This is a genomic window from Rhizobium sp. PEPV16 (genome assembly GCF_008919455.1).
GTDB lineage: Bacteria > Pseudomonadota > Alphaproteobacteria > Rhizobiales > Rhizobiaceae > Rhizobium > Rhizobium leguminosarum_Q.
This window is the reverse complement of record NZ_VSZV01000227.1, coordinates 1-15,170: the sequence shown is the minus strand read 5'-3', so window position 1 is coordinate 15,170 and position 15,170 is coordinate 1. Positions and strand designations below refer to the sequence as shown.

At 59.1% G+C, this 15,170-nt stretch carries 11 protein-coding genes, 1 tRNA gene and 3 pseudogenes; 5 read left to right on the top strand and 10 right to left on the bottom strand.

Annotated elements, in window-relative coordinates; genetic code table 11:
- A pseudogene (locus tag FY112_RS07665) lies at positions 1 to 262 on the top strand (LysR family transcriptional regulator); the annotation flags it as partial.
- A 6-nt stretch (positions 263 to 268) separates the two neighbouring features.
- Here FY112_RS07665 and FY112_RS07660 read toward each other — a convergent pair.
- From FY112_RS07660 to FY112_RS07640, 5 genes are all read right to left on the bottom strand, one after another.
- Entirely contained in the window at positions 269 to 910 is a 642-nt protein-coding gene (locus FY112_RS07660) for a TetR family transcriptional regulator (protein WP_026158539.1), read from the bottom strand.
- 196 nt (positions 911 to 1,106) lie between these two features.
- Positions 1,107 to 1,523, bottom strand: a complete 417-nt coding sequence (locus tag FY112_RS07655; RefSeq protein ID WP_017959115.1) for an MAPEG family protein — start codon at positions 1,521 to 1,523, stop codon at positions 1,107 to 1,109.
- A gap of 77 nt (positions 1,524 to 1,600) precedes the next feature.
- Positions 1,601 to 2,155 (bottom strand): hypothetical protein, encoded by a 555-nt coding sequence (locus FY112_RS07650; protein WP_017959114.1) that lies wholly within the window; start codon positions 2,153 to 2,155, stop codon positions 1,601 to 1,603.
- A gap of 2 nt (positions 2,156 to 2,157) precedes the next feature.
- Positions 2,158 to 3,642 (bottom strand): IMP dehydrogenase, encoded by a 1,485-nt coding sequence (gene guaB / locus FY112_RS07645; RefSeq protein ID WP_131619274.1) that lies wholly within the window; start codon positions 3,640 to 3,642, stop codon positions 2,158 to 2,160.
- A gap of 180 nt (positions 3,643 to 3,822) precedes the next feature.
- Positions 3,823 to 4,815 (bottom strand): MBL fold metallo-hydrolase, encoded by a 993-nt coding sequence (locus FY112_RS07640; RefSeq protein WP_151518104.1) that lies wholly within the window; start codon positions 4,813 to 4,815, stop codon positions 3,823 to 3,825.
- A gap of 260 nt (positions 4,816 to 5,075) precedes the next feature.
- Here FY112_RS07640 and FY112_RS07635 point away from each other — a divergent pair, with 260 nt between their 5' ends.
- Complete coding sequence (locus FY112_RS07635; protein ID WP_151518103.1) at positions 5,076 to 6,500, top strand: DHA2 family efflux MFS transporter permease subunit; 1,425 nt, start codon at positions 5,076 to 5,078, stop codon at positions 6,498 to 6,500.
- 7 nt (positions 6,501 to 6,507) lie between these two features.
- Here the strand turns inward: FY112_RS07635 and FY112_RS07630 are convergent, their stop codons facing one another.
- The 3 genes from FY112_RS07630 to FY112_RS07620 all read right to left on the bottom strand — a co-directional run bounded on the left by FY112_RS07630 (position 6,508) and on the right by FY112_RS07620 (position 9,352).
- The gene (locus FY112_RS07630; RefSeq protein WP_017959111.1) at positions 6,508 to 6,891 is read right to left on the bottom strand and encodes a VOC family protein; all 384 of its coding nucleotides are present in this window, start codon (positions 6,889 to 6,891) and stop codon (positions 6,508 to 6,510) included.
- Positions 6,892 to 7,049: 158 nt separating this feature from the next.
- The gene (locus FY112_RS07625) at positions 7,050 to 7,769 is read right to left on the bottom strand and encodes an RlmE family RNA methyltransferase (RefSeq protein WP_003545710.1); all 720 of its coding nucleotides are present in this window, start codon (positions 7,767 to 7,769) and stop codon (positions 7,050 to 7,052) included.
- Positions 7,770 to 7,783: 14 nt separating this feature from the next.
- A complete protein-coding gene (locus FY112_RS07620; RefSeq protein ID WP_151518102.1) occupies positions 7,784 to 9,352 on the bottom strand; it encodes a Ppx/GppA phosphatase family protein in 1,569 nt (522 codons plus the stop codon).
- Between the two features lie 232 nt (positions 9,353 to 9,584).
- Here FY112_RS07620 and FY112_RS07615 point away from each other — a divergent pair.
- Together FY112_RS07615 and FY112_RS07610 are read left to right on the top strand one after the other, a co-directional pair.
- Positions 9,585 to 9,658 (top strand) — tRNA-Gln (locus tag FY112_RS07615).
- Positions 9,659 to 10,165: 507 nt separating this feature from the next.
- Positions 10,166 to 12,142: an acyltransferase family protein gene (locus FY112_RS07610; protein WP_131630352.1), complete on the top strand. Its 1,977-nt coding sequence runs from the start codon at positions 10,166 to 10,168 to the stop codon at positions 12,140 to 12,142.
- Between the two features lie 163 nt (positions 12,143 to 12,305).
- On the opposite strand, the pseudogene FY112_RS07605 reads toward FY112_RS07610, so the two are convergent.
- Positions 12,306 to 13,259 (bottom strand): annotated as a pseudogene (locus FY112_RS07605) (GDP-L-fucose synthase).
- Entirely contained in the window at positions 13,260 to 14,321 is a 1,062-nt protein-coding gene (gmd, locus tag FY112_RS07600; protein WP_131630351.1) for a GDP-mannose 4,6-dehydratase, read from the bottom strand.
- Positions 14,322 to 14,500: 179 nt separating this feature from the next.
- Here gmd and FY112_RS07595 point away from each other — a divergent pair.
- Positions 14,501 to 14,632, top strand: a pseudogene (locus tag FY112_RS07595) (NAD-dependent epimerase/dehydratase family protein); the annotation flags it as partial.
- Positions 14,633 to 15,170: the final 538 nt, after the last annotated feature.

The window sequence follows — 15,170 nt, the reverse complement described above, 5'->3', positions numbered from 1 at the left end:
GCCGGAATCGGCGCTGCGGACAGGCATGAAGGTGCTGAGCCAGGCGGACGGCTTCCCGGCGCTGCCGCCGGTGCAGATAGGCATCATGAAGCGGCCGGGCGTTTCGCTCTCGCTCATGAACGCGATCACGGCGCATATCACCGCCTGCCTCGACAATATCACGCCCACTGTCGTCGACGACAGCCTCGAGGCGGACGTCAAATCCGCCCAGGCGCGCCTTTATCCGCGGCTGAAGGCGGCCAATATGGTACCAAGCTGGTAAGAGCTCTCAGGCAGCGCGCTGTACCGTGGTGGCGAAAAGGGAGGCGCGAATGACGCGCTTCCATTCATCGAGCATGCGCCGCGCCAGGGCCTCCTCGCTGACGGCGGCAAGCCGGATGACGGCGCCGATCAGGTGGCTGAACAGGTAAGTGCGCGCATACATGTCTTCGTCGCAAAGGTCGGGAGCCAGCTGGCGCACGGCGTCATGGAAGACACCGGCGACGCGGCTGCTATGTTCGATATTCAGCTGCAACAGATCCTGATCGGTCTCCGTTCCCATCCAGACGCCGAGATAGACAGGATCGTTGTGGTAGGACTCGTAATACCAGTCGATGATGGCGCAGACGCGGTCCAGCGCCTGGTCGAGTGACTGGACGTCGGTAAACATCGCCGCCGTCTTCGCCTGGATCGCCGAGGCGTGCTGGTCGAACAGGGCTTTGACGATTGCCGCCTTCTCCGGGAAATACTGGTAAACCGAACCGATCGGCACTTTGGCGGCAATGGCGAGTTCCGTCATCCGCATGGCGCTGACGCCCTTTTCGGCGATGATCTTGGCGGCGGCAGCGAGAATGAGGTCCAGCCTCTGGATGCTGCGCTCCTGCTTCGGCTTCCTGCGCAAGCCGATCCGATCCATGCTTTCCGCGCCCATGTCGTTCCCGTTCTTTTTGTTCGCGGCGGAAGGCATATGCCAGCCAGCGCTTCGAGCCGATATGACATGCGGGTCTTCATCGGCGGTAAATGAAAACGTTCGCATTTTAACGACTGGAAAAAGCGGGTTTTATCGCGATTTCAGGCTGCGGAATTGTCGCCTCACAACCGGCACAAACAGGCCCGCGTGCCGCCTCTCACCCCATTGCCATCCACGCGGCGAGCCAAACCCACATGGCGGCGAGCACCAGATAGCCGGCGGCGAAGATCGGACTGCGATAGCGCAGGTCGTTGCTCGTGACGTGGATGACGGCATGAGCGTAGCGCAGGGCAACGAAGCCCCAGGCAAGCCCGACGGTGACGATATTGTCGGCGTCCGTGATATAAAGAAGAACGCAGCAGGCGTAGAAGAGCACAGGCAGTTCGAACTGGTTGGCGAGGCAGTTCTTGACGACCAGGCTTTCGGCCGGCTCGCCACGGTTTTCGCGGTAATCCGATTTCGCGATGCTGCCGGCGCGGACCATCCTGGCGCGACGCATGCCCAGAAGCGCATAAAGACCATAGACCAGGGCCACATGGGCGAGGAGTGGCCAGAAGATTTGATAGCCGGTCATATGTTGGTCGTTTCCTTTCGGCTTCCGCTTTCGACGCGAGCATTAGCTGAAAGGGGAGCTGGATGGAATACGGCGCCTCAGTCCTGGCGCGAAGAGAGCCAGCGCATGACGGCGAGCCGGGCGGCGACGATGAAGCAGATGGCGAGGCTTGCGAATTTCAATCGCGTCATCCAGGGCAGCAGGTACGTTGCAAGACCTGCATACGCGCCGTTGCCGAAGGCGATGAGGCTCGAGATATTCTCGCCATAGTCGGCGATGCCGTAGATGAACGGCAGCAGGTAGACCGCCTTGCTAATGACCGGATGCACCGATTGGCCGAACCACGAACCGACAGGACCGAGCTTGAGGAAGGCGAGGAACAGCAGCGCCGTCAGCAATGCCGGAAAGATCAGCTCCGGCCCGAAATACATGGCGCGCAGCAGCCTGGTCGCCGTCTCGTTCTCATCGAGCAGCTGCTGCATGTGGAAGACCGCCGACTCGTCGTAACCGGCGAAATAAGTATCGAGCACCGCCTGGCCGGTTTCGTGCTTGAAGGGAACGACGAAGCCGAAGGTCGTCCAGGCGAGCACGGCAAGGCAAAGGGCTGCGAGCAGCGCGACGATCCAGAGAGGAATCCCGCTGCCCGCCTTCATGATCAGAGGCCGGCGCCCGGATAGTTCGGGCTCTCGCGGGTGATCGTCACGTCATGGGCGTGGCTTTCGCGAAGACCGGCACCGGAGATGCGCACGAACGTGGCCCGTTCCTGGAAATCCTTGAGATCCTTGCCGCCGACATAACCCATGGCCGCCTTGAGGCCGCCGGCGAGCTGGTGGATGACGCCCGAGACCGGCCCCTTGTACGGCACCTGACCTTCGATACCCTCAGGCACGAGCTTCAGCGTGTCGCGCACTTCGGCCTGGAAGTAACGGTCGGCCGAGCCGCGAGCCATGGCGCCGACGGAGCCCATACCGCGATAGGCCTTGAAGGAGCGTCCCTGGTAGAGATAGACCTCGCCCGGGCTCTCATCGGTGCCGGCAAGCAGCGAGCCGATCATGACGGCGGAAGCGCCGGCAGCGATCGCCTTGGCAAGATCGCCGGAGAACTTGATGCCGCCATCGGCAATAACGGGCACGTCCTGGTCATTCGCGGCCTGCACCGCCGACATGATGGCGGCGAGCTGGGGAACGCCGACGCCGGCAACGATGCGCGTCGTGCAGATCGAACCCGGACCGATGCCAACCTTGACGGCGTCCGCGCCGGCATCGATCAGCGCCCTGGTGCCGTCATAGGTGGCGACATTGCCGGCCATGATGCGCACCGAGTTGGAAAGCTTCTTGACGCGAGCGACGGCATCGAGGACGCGCTGCGAATGGCCGTGGGCGGTATCGACGACCAGAAGGTCGACGCCGGCCTCGATCAGCCGCTCGGCGCGCTCGAAGCCGTCATCGCCGACGCTGATCGCGGCAGCAGCGCGAAGCCTGCCCTGTGCATCCTTGGAAGCGTTCGGGTTCAGCTGCGACTTCTCGATGTCCTTGACGGTGATGAGGCCGACACAGCGGCCTTCGGTATCGACCACCAGCAGCTTCTCGATGCGGTGCGAATGCAGCAGGCGCTTGGCCTCCTGCTGATCGACGTTTTCCTTGACGGTGACCAGATTGTCCTTGGTCATCAATTCATGGATCTTCTGTTCCGGGTCGGAAGCGAAGCGGACGTCGCGGTTGGTCAGGATCCCGACGAGGCGGCCGGACTGCTCCACGACAGGGATGCCGGAAATGCTGTAGGACTTCATGAGCCCGAGCGCATCGGCAAGCGTCGCATCGGGGCCGATCGTCACCGGATTGACGACCATGCCGCTTTCAAACTTCTTCACTTGCCGGACCTGCTCGGCCTGCTCGATCGGCGTCAGGTTGCGATGAATGACGCCGAGGCCGCCGGCCTGGGCCATGGCGATCGCCAGTCGGCTCTCGGTGACGGTATCCATGGCTGATGAGATGATCGGGATGTTGAGTTCGAAATCCCGGGCGATGCGGGTGGAGATATTCGTCTGGCCGGGCATGACCTCGGAATGTCCCGGCTGCAGCAGCACGTCGTCGAAGGTAAGCGCGTCTGCGCCTGTTGCCGTTTCAATGATGCGTGCCATGGCCAAATTCCTTCATTTAATAGAAATGCGACCCTGTCCGGAAACGAATCGTCCGCCCCGGCGGTCTGCATTGGGTTGCTTGGAAGTTGGCGAGGGCTGGTAACACGTCTATGACAGGAAGGAAATAGCAAAAAAGCCCGGCATGCCCGCCGGGCTCGTCATGGCAGCCATACATCTCGCTCAGATGTCGAATTGATAGGTCTTCGGCACGAAGCGATAGCCGCCATCCTGCTTCTCAGCGAAGCCGACAGCTGGGAACGGCATATGATAGCCAAGGAAGGCGATCTTCTCGGTCGCGATCATGTCGAAAACCTTGCGGCGGCTGGCCGCCGCCTGCGCCTTATCCATATCGAAGCGCACTTCCCAATCCGGGCGCAGCAGCGAGAGGATATAGTGGTTGGCCGTGTCGCCAGCGAGCACCAGGCGCTTACCCTCAGATTCGACGTGGAACACCATATGCCCCGGGCTGTGGCCCGCTGCCAGCACCGCCGTCATGCCCGGCGCGACGCTGTCACCGTCTTTGATGAAGGTGGCTTTTTCGACAAGCGGCGTCACGTTGGCGAGTACGGCCTTATGGCCGCCTTCGGCGGGCGTGCCTTCACGGGCCTTGTTCGACCAGAAATCATACTCTGCCTGGCCTATGACATAGCGGGCATTCTTGAACGCAGCCGCGCCATTTTCCATCAGGCCGCCGATATGATCTCCGTGCAGGTGGGTGAGCGCCACGATGGTCACATCCTCGGCCGAATACCCCGCCGCCTTCAGGCCTTCGGCAAGCTGGCCGGCGCCGCGTGCTCGGCCGGCCGCACCGAAGCCGGTATCGATGAGGATGACATCGGAACCGGTATCGATGAGAGCCGGCGTATAGCCGTTCAGGATCTTGTCAGCCGGCAGGAAATTTGCGGTGAGCAACGCCTTGACCGTTTCGGGATCCTGATTGGTGCCAAAGGTTTCGTAGGGCTTTTCTGAGATGTTGATGCCGTCGCGGACGACGGTGAATTTATAGGAACCGAGCTTAAATTGATCGATTTCGGGCAAAGGCGTTCCATCCATACTTCTGTTTTCTCCAGTCGCGGCCGCTTCGGCCTTGTCTCTAAAAATTGCCGGAGCCGCAGCCAAGCCAAGGCCTGCGGCAAAAAGCGTGCGCCGCTTCATTCGCGTCGAAATTGCCATATATCCATTCTCCCATGACGTGCAGTCTGTCGCCGCACGGCCCCTATGACATTTCCGGCCGGATTTCTTGCCCCGGCCGGGTAAACATATGTCAATGTTGATAGGCGACGTTGGCGGACAAGCCGTCTCACGCAGACGTGAAGCAAACGTGTCATCGACCCGAATTGGGACTCGGATTGGGGGATTGGCAGAACGGGGAAGTGGGACTAAACAGCACGGGCCTTCCCACCTCCCATCCGCGCCCCTCAAGGCTCCCGCCTATGAATCGCATCGTCCCGCTGATCCTCGCCGTCGCCCTCTTCATGGAACAGATGGACTCCACCGTCATTGCGACGGCGCTGCCGGCGATCGCGGCGGATCTCAATGTCGGGCCGATCACGCTGAAGCTGGCGCTGACTTCCTACATGGTGGCGCTGGCGGTGTTCATCCCGGTTAGCGGCTGGATGGCCGACAGGTTCGGCGCCAAGAAGATCTTTCGCCTTGCCATCTCGGTCTTCGTCATCGGCTCGATCTTCTGCGCGATTTCGTCCAACCTCGTCGAATTCGTATTTGCCCGCTTCCTGCAGGGCATGGGCGGCGCGATGATGACGCCGGTCGGCCGCCTCGTGCTGGTGCGCACGACGCAACGCAGCGACCTGGTCTCGGCCATGGCGCTGCTCACCATCCCCGCGCTTGTCGGCCCGCTCACCGGCCCGCCGCTCGGCGGCTTCATCACCACCTATTTCAGCTGGCACTGGATTTTTCTGATCAACGTGCCGGTCGGCATCATCGGCATCTGGCTTGCGACGATCTTTCTGCCGGAGGTGGAAGCGACGGCGCCGCCGCGGCTCGATGGTACCGGCTTCGTGCTGACCTCGCTATCGGCTGCGGGCGTCGTCTTCGGCCTGTCGGTGGTCAGTCTGCCGGCCCTGCCTCCGATCATCGGCGTCACCGCCACCTTGATCGGCCTCATCTGCGGTGTCCTCTACGTGCGCCATGCCAAGCGGCATCCGACGCCGATCCTCAACCTCAACCTGTTCAAGAACCCGACCTTCCGGGCCTCCACCTTGGGCGGCATGCTCTTTCGCATTTGCGTCGGCGCCATGCCTTTCCTGACGCCGCTGATGCTGCAGCTCGGCTTCGGGCTGACGCCGTTCCAATCCGGCCTCATCACCTTTGCCGGCGCGATCGGGGCAATCACCACCAAGTTCATGGCGAAACGCGTCTTCGCCGCCGCCGGCTTCCGCACGACTCTGCTCGGCGCCGCCATGGTGACGACCCTGGTGACTGTCGTCACCGGCCTGTTCACGCCGTCGACGCCGCATCTCGTCATCATCGGCGTACTGCTGCTCGGCGGTTTCTCCCGCTCCTTCATGTTCACCGGCGTCAATGCTCTCGCCTTTGCCGATATCGAAGATGCGGAAGCGAGCCAGGCGACATCGATGAGCTCGGTGATGCAGCAGGTCAGCCTGGCGCTCGGTGTTGCGGTCGCCGCCGCGATCCTGGAGAGCTCGATCTACTTCCGCGGCGAAGCGCTGCAAGTGGCCGATTTCCACCTCGCCTTTTACATCATTGCCGGACTGACAGTGATTGCAACCATTCCCTTCATCCGGATGGACCGCAATGCCGGCGCGCTCGTTTCCGGCCACCGCTCGAAGGCGATGACGGCGGCAACGGTTGAAGCCGAACAGCAGGCGGTGAAATAGGCAGACGCTACTGCGGGCTTTCGCAGACGGCAGAGAGCTTGTTGCCGTCGAGATCACGGATATAGGCGGCATAGAAATGGGCGTGGTAGGAGCGCAGGCCGGGCTCACCCTCATCTACGGCGCCTGCCGCGATCGCCGCGGCATGGAAGGCATCGACATCGGCCCGCGTTTCGGCCGCCAGCGCGACCATGGCGCCATTGCCTGAGGTCGCCCGGCGGTGATTGAACGGCGTCACCACCCAAAAGCGGCAGCGCGTATCGCCCTCGGCGGAGTAGCCGATTTCCTCTTCGGAAGAGCGTTGGCGGCGATAGCCGAGGGGAGATAGCACGGCATCGTAAAAATGCCCTGCGCGATAAAGATCGTTGGTTCCGAGCGTGACGTAAAGAAGCATGGGATCAGCGGTTCAAATCCTCACAGCGCCGCGCGTCCTTTCGGACACGCAAAGGACGCGGCAACGCTTTCCATTGCTGCCTATCTTATCCTTAAATCGATCCCGATTTAAGGAATTATGCAGTCGATCGCCATCATCCGTCAGGACCGGCCCGAAGATCAAGCTTCTTCTGCTTCGCCTTCGGCCTTGCGCCCCTTGAACCCCTTGGCCAGCAGGAACATCTCGACCGATTCGGCGCGCGACGAGTTCGGCTTGACATGGACGACCTGGCGGAAGTTCTGCTTGAGCATGGCCAGCAGCTCACGCTCGGTACCGCCCTGAAAAGTCTTGGTGAGGAAGTGCCCGCCTTCCCCCAGCACTTCGACGGCGAAATGGGCTGCGACTTCGCAGAGATGCATGGTGCGCAGATGGTCGGTGCGGTGGTGGCCGGTGGTGGGCGCCGCCATGTCTGATATGACGAGATCCGGTGTGCCGCCGACGGCCTCCAGCAGCTTTTCCGGCGCACTGGGATCGAGGAAATCGAGCTGCAGGATCTTGACCCCCGGCAACTGGGTCATTTCAAGGAAATCGATCGCAGCCACACGAATATCATCATCTGTCGAGCCGGTGACCTTGGCGGCGATCTGCGACCAGCTGCCGGGGGCAGCGCCGAGATCGATGATGCGCCTGGCGCCGCGCAGGATATGATGTTTCTCGTCGATCTCCAGCAGCTTGAAGGCGGCCCGGGCGCGATAGCCTTCGAGTTGGGCGCGCTGCACATAGGGATCGTTGATGTGGCGCTCCAGCCATTGGCGTGAGGAGGCCTTCATCTTCTTGTTCTTGACGCGCTGGCCGAGCTTGCGGCCGGTGCGGTTTCCCGCGATCGGTGCCTTGGTCATGCCTATTCCTTATTTCACGATCTCACGCGCTGGCCGCGGCGGTTGCGGTTGCGCCGCCACACGCCGTCATCGGCCATCATGTCGGTGAGCAAGCCTTCCCTCAAGCCGCGATCGGCAACGCGCATGCGCGGGCTCGGCCAGCGACGGCGGATCGCCTCGAGAATGGCGCAGCCGGCCAGCACCAGATCGGCCCGGTCAGGCCCGATGCAGGGATTGGCGGCACGGCTTGCGAAATCCCAGGAGAGGAGCTTTGCCTGCATGGCGGAGACCTCATCGTCGGACAGCCAGATGCCATCGACCTTGCGCCGGTCATAACGCGGCAGGTCGAGATGCACGCCGGCAAGCGTCGTCACCGTGCCCGATGTGCCGATCAGGTGAAAGTCGCCGGTCTGGGCGACCTCGATCTCCGGGCAATCGAAGCTTCCAAGCATGCCTTCGACTTCACGCACCATGCCTTCGAAAGCCTCCGGCGTAACGTCGTGCCCGCCATGGCGCTCCGACAGCGTCACGACGCCGACCGGCAACGAGGTCCAGTGGGTGATGTGATTGGCAAGGCGGCTGAAGCGATTGTCGCCGATGCGGATGACAGCGATCTCCGAAGAGCCGCCGCCGATATCGAAAAGCACGACGGAGCGCGTCTCACGACCGACCAGCGACGAGCAGCCGGAGACGGCAAGCCGCGCCTCTGTCTCCCGATCGATGATCTCGAGCTCGAGGCCGGTTTCGGCAACGACCCGGCTGAGGAAGTCCTCGCCATTGACGGCCTGGCGGCAGGCTTCGGTGGCGATCAGCCGCATGCGGCGGATCTGCCGGTTCCTGAGCTTGGAGGCGCAGATCCTCAGCGCCTCGATCGCCCTCTCCATCGCCTCGTCCGACAGACGGCCGCTTGCCGCAAGGCCTTCGCCGAGGCGCACGATGCGGGAAAAAGCATCGACAACGCGGAATTGACCCGGACGGGTAGGCTGGGCAATGAGGAGACGGCAATTGTTGGTGCCGAGATCGAGGGCGGCGTAGAGCTCCTCCGGCCACGCATGTTCGCCGGCTTGACGATCCCCCTGATGCCCGGAATGGGAATGGCTTTCCGGACGGCCCCTGCGGTTGGCACTTGCGCCATTCAGTGTTTCACGCAGTTCGACCCTGAGCACCGTTTCGTCTGCACGGCGTTCCTGCTGCGGGGCACTTGATGGTTTTGCCGGTGTCAGCGGCCGGCCCTGCAGACCGCGCTTGCCGCGGTGTTTGCGGCGGTTGCGACGGCTCGGCGCTGAATCGCTATCGGCGCGGACAGCATTGCCTGCCGCTGCCGTCTGTTCCATTGCCTGGGGGAGAGGTGAACCGTCCTGCACAGCACCATGGCCACCACGACGGCGACGCTTGCGCTTGCGGGCCGGATTCCCGGCTGCATCTTCTATTGGGCGCGCAGGCTGTCCGGCACCGCCGGAAGGCTCATGCGAAGCGGGATGAGCCGCGTTGCGGGATTGCCCGCCACGCTTGCCCTTGCGGCGCCTGGACTTCTTGCCGTCCTTACGCCCTGCCGCCGACGCCCCGTCAAATTGCGACTTTGCGCCGCCTTCGGGGTCTTCCACGTTGTTTTTCCATCGCGCCGCGCAAGTCTTGAGATATGCAGCAGGCGCTCATTCGATTTTTGCGTTGCCGCAAGAATATCAGCGCCCGCCGAAATCGCCAAATTCTTTTTTGGACCAAGGGATTTGCAGCGGTTTCACCTTTCCGCGGCAGCACCGATTTTTTTCAAAACAGCTATTTGCAATTCCCCGGCTTTTGGTTATAAGCGCCGCACACCAGCCGGTTCGCTTATGCTGGGGAATAGTTCAATGGTAGAACGACGGACTCTGACTCCGTTAATCTTGGTTCGAATCCAGGTTCCCCAGCCAATATTTCACTGAGCGATTGATTTTACGGCAAAACGGTTTGCTTTTATCTGCCCTCCCGTCCCTTCCGATGCCCCTGCTTCCTTTTCGCTGCCCTGATCACTTGGATCGACGGGCGCAGGATGTCAGCGAATTCCGACATCGTGTCTTGAGCGAGCATCTTGCAGCATCTACGCATTACACGCGCCCATTTCGATTTTTGTTGATTTCGGGCGCGCCGTGGTGGGCAGCGATGGTAGGCGCTATTGGCGTCGGCCCGACGTCTTCTCGCTTCTGGAACGGCCCGTAGACAAAATTGGTCAGCGACTGGGAAAACAAATGCAGACTAATGAGGGTTCCGGAATGCTGATTTACAACAGCGCTGAAAATAACGATTGAAATCGGCCGCGTCCGCAAATCTTTTATCAGGCCACACTGTTCTCCTCCAAGATCTCTGTGTTAGGCAGCCCATAAGCGCCAATCTTGCGCGCGACAACGTTACGCTCTCGATATCGAAGGCAGGCGCTAGCATTGAAGGTTTACAGACCAGAGATCGATGGCTTAAGAGCCATATCGGTGATCGCGGTTATTCTGTATCACGCCGAGTTCACGGTTGCCGGTCACACGTTGCTGCGAGGCGGATACATCGGCGTCGATGTGTTTTTTGTGATCAGCGGCTTTCTGATTTCCCAAATCTTGTTGACAGAAATCGAAGCAACCGGGCGTATTGATTTCCTTAAGTTCTACGCTCGGCGTGCGCGAAGAATTCTTCCTGCGTTGTTCGCAGTCATTTTCGCGACAATTCCTTTCGCATATTACCTTTTATTACCATCGGAACTGCTGGATTACGCGAATTCCATAGGTTCGACGCTCCTATTTGGATCGAATATCTATTTTTATTTTACTGCGGCTCAGTACGGGGAGCCCAATACCCTTCTCAAGCCTTTTCTTCACACCTGGTCGTTGAGCGTCGAAGAGCAGTTCTATATTGGGTTTCCGCTCTTATTGCTGATCACACGCCGATACCTGAAATCAAGGTTTTTGCCGTGCGTGTTGCTCGTGGCGTCCCTCAGCTTTGTATTGTGTGTGGTGACGGTACGGTATGATCAGCAGCAGGCCTTCTACTCGCCACTCACCCGGACCTGGGAACTGTTGGCCGGGACACTTCTCGCCTATTACGAGGTGAGGCGTGGACGAACTCGCCCTCGGCCGTTACTCGCGGCGGCCGGGCTTGTCCTCGTTCTTGGTTCGCTCATCTTGTTCAGGAAGGACACGGTTCATCCTGGCGTGTTGACTGTGATCCCAGTCATCGGGACCTGTCTGGTGCTCGCATTTGCCGGTCATCAGGACGCAGTCGGGCGCCTGTTGGCTTCTCGACCGGCGGCGCTCACCGGACTGGTATCCTACTCTTTATATTTGTGGCATTACCCGGTCTTCGCCTTCTTGCGGCTGACAAGCTTGAATCTCAACAACGGCGATAAGCTCCTCGCCATCGCAGCGACGGTCTTGGTCGCGGTCGTGAGCTTTGTCGTTATCGAAAAGCCCCTTCGCCACACCAGGAGAAGCCGCGCTCTCTGGATCACCCTGAGCTCATCAGTTGCAACCATCACGGCTGCAGTTGTGACAGCAATCTCTATGGCCGGTTTTCCTCACAGGTTGGATCAAATTTATCCACCTCTCGCGCAGGCGAACGAAGCACGGCTCGAAAGCACTTTTCTAAGCTTGAACAACAACATTCAAGCTGCGAAGCCCATTATCTTCATAATTGGGGACTCGCACGCCAGAAACTGGTCGATCGCGCTGAAAAATTACATCGACACCGACCGATATCAAGTCGTGGCAGTCAGCTACTTAAACTGCATGGTAGAGATCAAGAACGATATTGTCAGGGCCCCCTCTCGCGCCAGCATTTACGATAAATACTGCATTCCCTTTGAAAAATTTATCAACGACAAGTCATTGCTCAGCCGAACGAAAGCGATCTTCCTCACGAGCCTTCGGCCTTTTGAGTACACCGTCAACCCCTTCAGGTTTGAGCTTCTTTCCTGGATGAAAAGCCACTCGGATGACGCGCGAATTTTCGTTTTCGGAAATTATTTCCAGCTCGACGAATTACACTCGTGCCTTGGGCTCATGTTTCAGAGAAAATCCGATGCCTCTATATGCCTGCGGGAAGCGACCTATCCGCCGGCCAACCAGCCTTTAGAGCAACTGCCATTTTTCCCATCCGATCTAGCGTTCACCTACGTCGATATCGTCAAGCTTCACTGCGATTACGACAAGGAGAAATGCCTCACGAGCAGCAGGGGTGTTCCATTCATCACAGACTGGAACCATCTGACAGCAGAATTTCTGACGACCCTGATTGGTGACATTCTGGAAAAGAGAACCGCCGACCTACGGGGCGACGGTCTCCTCGATTTCCTGGTACCGCCGCACGCCAGGCAATCCGAACGAACTGCAAGTTCTCAGCCGAACGCTGGTCGAACGTCTTCCGCTTCTCCATGAGATTGAGCGGACAGACGCCGGGAACGACGGTGAACTTGGTATTCAAGTCCGGACTTTCGGCATACCCCATCGTCTCGATCAAGGGTAGCAGCCACGTCGGCTACAGCTGACGGCTCACACGTCACGCCAATCGCCGCCCTTTGGAGTTCTGGATGCCCGACAACTATTGTCGCGCCACGGCGGCGTTTCCTTCGAACTGCAGAAACCAATCATACACTGCGCGGATACCTTCCTCCAGCGAGATGCGTGGCTTCCAGCCCATGTTCTTCAGCTTGTCGGTGCTCATGAGCTTACGCGGCGTCCCGTCAGGCTTGGAGAGGTCGTGGGCAATTTTTCCTTCGTAACCGACAACACGGCAAACCAACCGCGCGAGCTCGATGATTTCAATGTCCTCTCCCGAACCGACATTGACGTGCTGCGCGTCCGAATAGTTCTTCAACAGGAAAACCAGCGCATCCGCGCAATCGTCAACGTGGAGGAATTCCCGTCGTGGCTTTCCGGTTCCCCAGATGGCAATTTCGGATGCCCCCGTCACCTTTGCGAGGTGCGCCTTGTGAATTAGCGCCGGCAGAACGTGACTTGATTGCAGATCGAAATTATCGCCCGGACCATAGAGGTTGGTGGGCATGGCAGAAATATAATCGCGTCCGTGCTGCTTGCGGTAGGCGTCGGCCAGCTTGATCCCGGCAATCTTGGCGACAGCATACCACTCGTTGGTCGGCTCAAGCGGTCCGGTCAGAAGCGCATCTTCAGAAATCGGCTGCGGCGCGAATTTAGGATAAATGCAGCTTTAGCCCAGAAACAGAAGCCTGTCGACGCCGTTGCGATGCGCGGCTTCGAAAATATTGGCCTCAATAATCAGGTTATCGTAGAGGAAATCGGCCGGGAAGGTATCGTTCGCAAGAATACCGCCAACCTTTGCAGCAGCGAGGATGATCGCATCCGGTCTGTTCGTCTGGACGAATCTCTCGACCTCGTCCTGCCGTTTGAGATCAAGCTCCTGTCGCGTTGCCGTGATGACAGTGCAGTTTTCTGAGTGAAGCCTGCGCACAAGCGCGCTGCCGACCATGCCGCGATGACCGGCGACCCAGATTTTCTTGTTGGACAGGTCGGACACTCAGATCTCTTTCCGGCTGTTTTGAGCCTTCCAGTGCTTGACATCCTCCCGCACCATTTCGGCGGCGAGTTCGCGAACCGGGGTCTTGTGGTGCCAGCCCAATTTCTGACGTGCCTTGGTCGGGTCGCCAAGCAAAAGGTCGACTTCCGTCGGGCGGAAATACCGCGGGTCGATTTCCACAAGGCAGGCACCGGACGCGGCGTCATAACCCTTTTCGTCGACGCCGGACCCCTTCCATTCCAAAGCAATGCCCACGTCGGCAAAAGCCCACTCCACAAACTGGCGGACACTCGTCGTCTCACCGGTCGCCAAGACGTAGTCATCCGGCTTGTCCTGCTGCAGCATGCGCCACATGCCCTCGACATATTCACGCGCGTGGCCCCAGTCACGCTTGGCGTCGAGATTGCCGAGGAAAAGCTTATCCTGCCGCCCAAGATGGATGGCAGCCACCGCCATCGTGATCTTGCGCGTGACGAAGGTTTCGCCGCGAAGCGGGCTTTCGTGATTGAAAAGAATGCCGTTCGACGCATGCATGCCGTAGGCCTCGCGATAATTCACGACGATCCAGTAGGCATAGAGCTTGGCTGCGGCATAGGGAGAACGCGGGTAAAAGGGCGTCTTCTCGTTCTGCGGCACTTCCTGCACAAGACCGTACAGTTCCGAGGTCGATGCCTGGTAGAACCGGGTCTTTTCCTCGAGCCCCAGGATACGGATCGCTTCGAGCAACCTCAACGTCCCGATGCCATCGGCATCCGCCGTATATTCAGGCGTTTCGAAGCTGACACCCACATGGCTTTGTGCGGCAAGATTGTAGATTTCATCGGGCTGCGTCTGCTGCACGATCCGCAGCAGGTTGGTCGAGTCGATCATATCGCCATAGTGGAGAATGAAGCGAGGATGTGTCTCATGCGGATCCTGATAGATATGTTCGATGCGGCCGGTATTAAAAGACGAGGACCGCCGCTTGATACCGTGCACCGTATAGCCCTTGCTCAGAAGCAATTCGGCCAAATAGGCACCATCCTGACCAGTCACCCCAGTAATAAGCGCGGTTTTTGTCATTTTTTCACATCGTCTTTCGATACAATCTTCGGGTCGTGTTTATGGAAACGGCCGAACGAGTGCAACCCCCATGTAACTGCAGCCAGGCCGGCGAAATGAGCATCGTCGATCTCTTCGGCTGACGTGAGACTGGCAGAATGAGACTAGAGCTTTCATTTGTCAGATGTCCAAGGGTAAATATGATCCTGGTGACGGGAGGAGCCGGCTTCATCGGTGCGAATTTTGTGCTCGACTGGCTTGCGCTTCACGATGAACCAGTCATCAACCTCGATGCGCTACCCTGTGCCGGCAATCTTGAAAACCTTACCTCCGCGATGGCCATTCAAGCACCATAGAAGAAATTGTCGATCACTGTCTCAAGATTGCAACGACACCCTTCAAACAGGTCCAAATTTGCCTTGTGACCGGGCCATTGTGGGTGTTGTCGTGATCGCAGGATATGCTAAGGCCAATACCAGGAATTAATTAGGTGCAACTGAATGGATGACGCGGATGGCCCCTCGCGCCAATTGGTGAGAGCGCCCTTTTGCGGATCTCCGTGACGATCAATTCGTGACAGCATCCGCTGGCTGTGACCCTTTTACAAAGGGGACGAGAAATTGAGGAGCGAGATCCGCTGTGTCAGATTATCTGTGAAAAACGACGCGGTTCTCCGGCCTGATCGAAATGTGAAGTAGCCGTCTGCTGGCGCGGAGGCTGAGGTTAGTCAAAGCATGAAAATTTGCATCTTGTTAGAAAACCCGATTCAGGTCGGTGGCGGATTCAATCAAGCAATCAATGCGATCGTACAACTCCAGCGTATCATCGGAAAACAGCATGAGGTCGTGGCTTTCACGACGATCAAAGCCA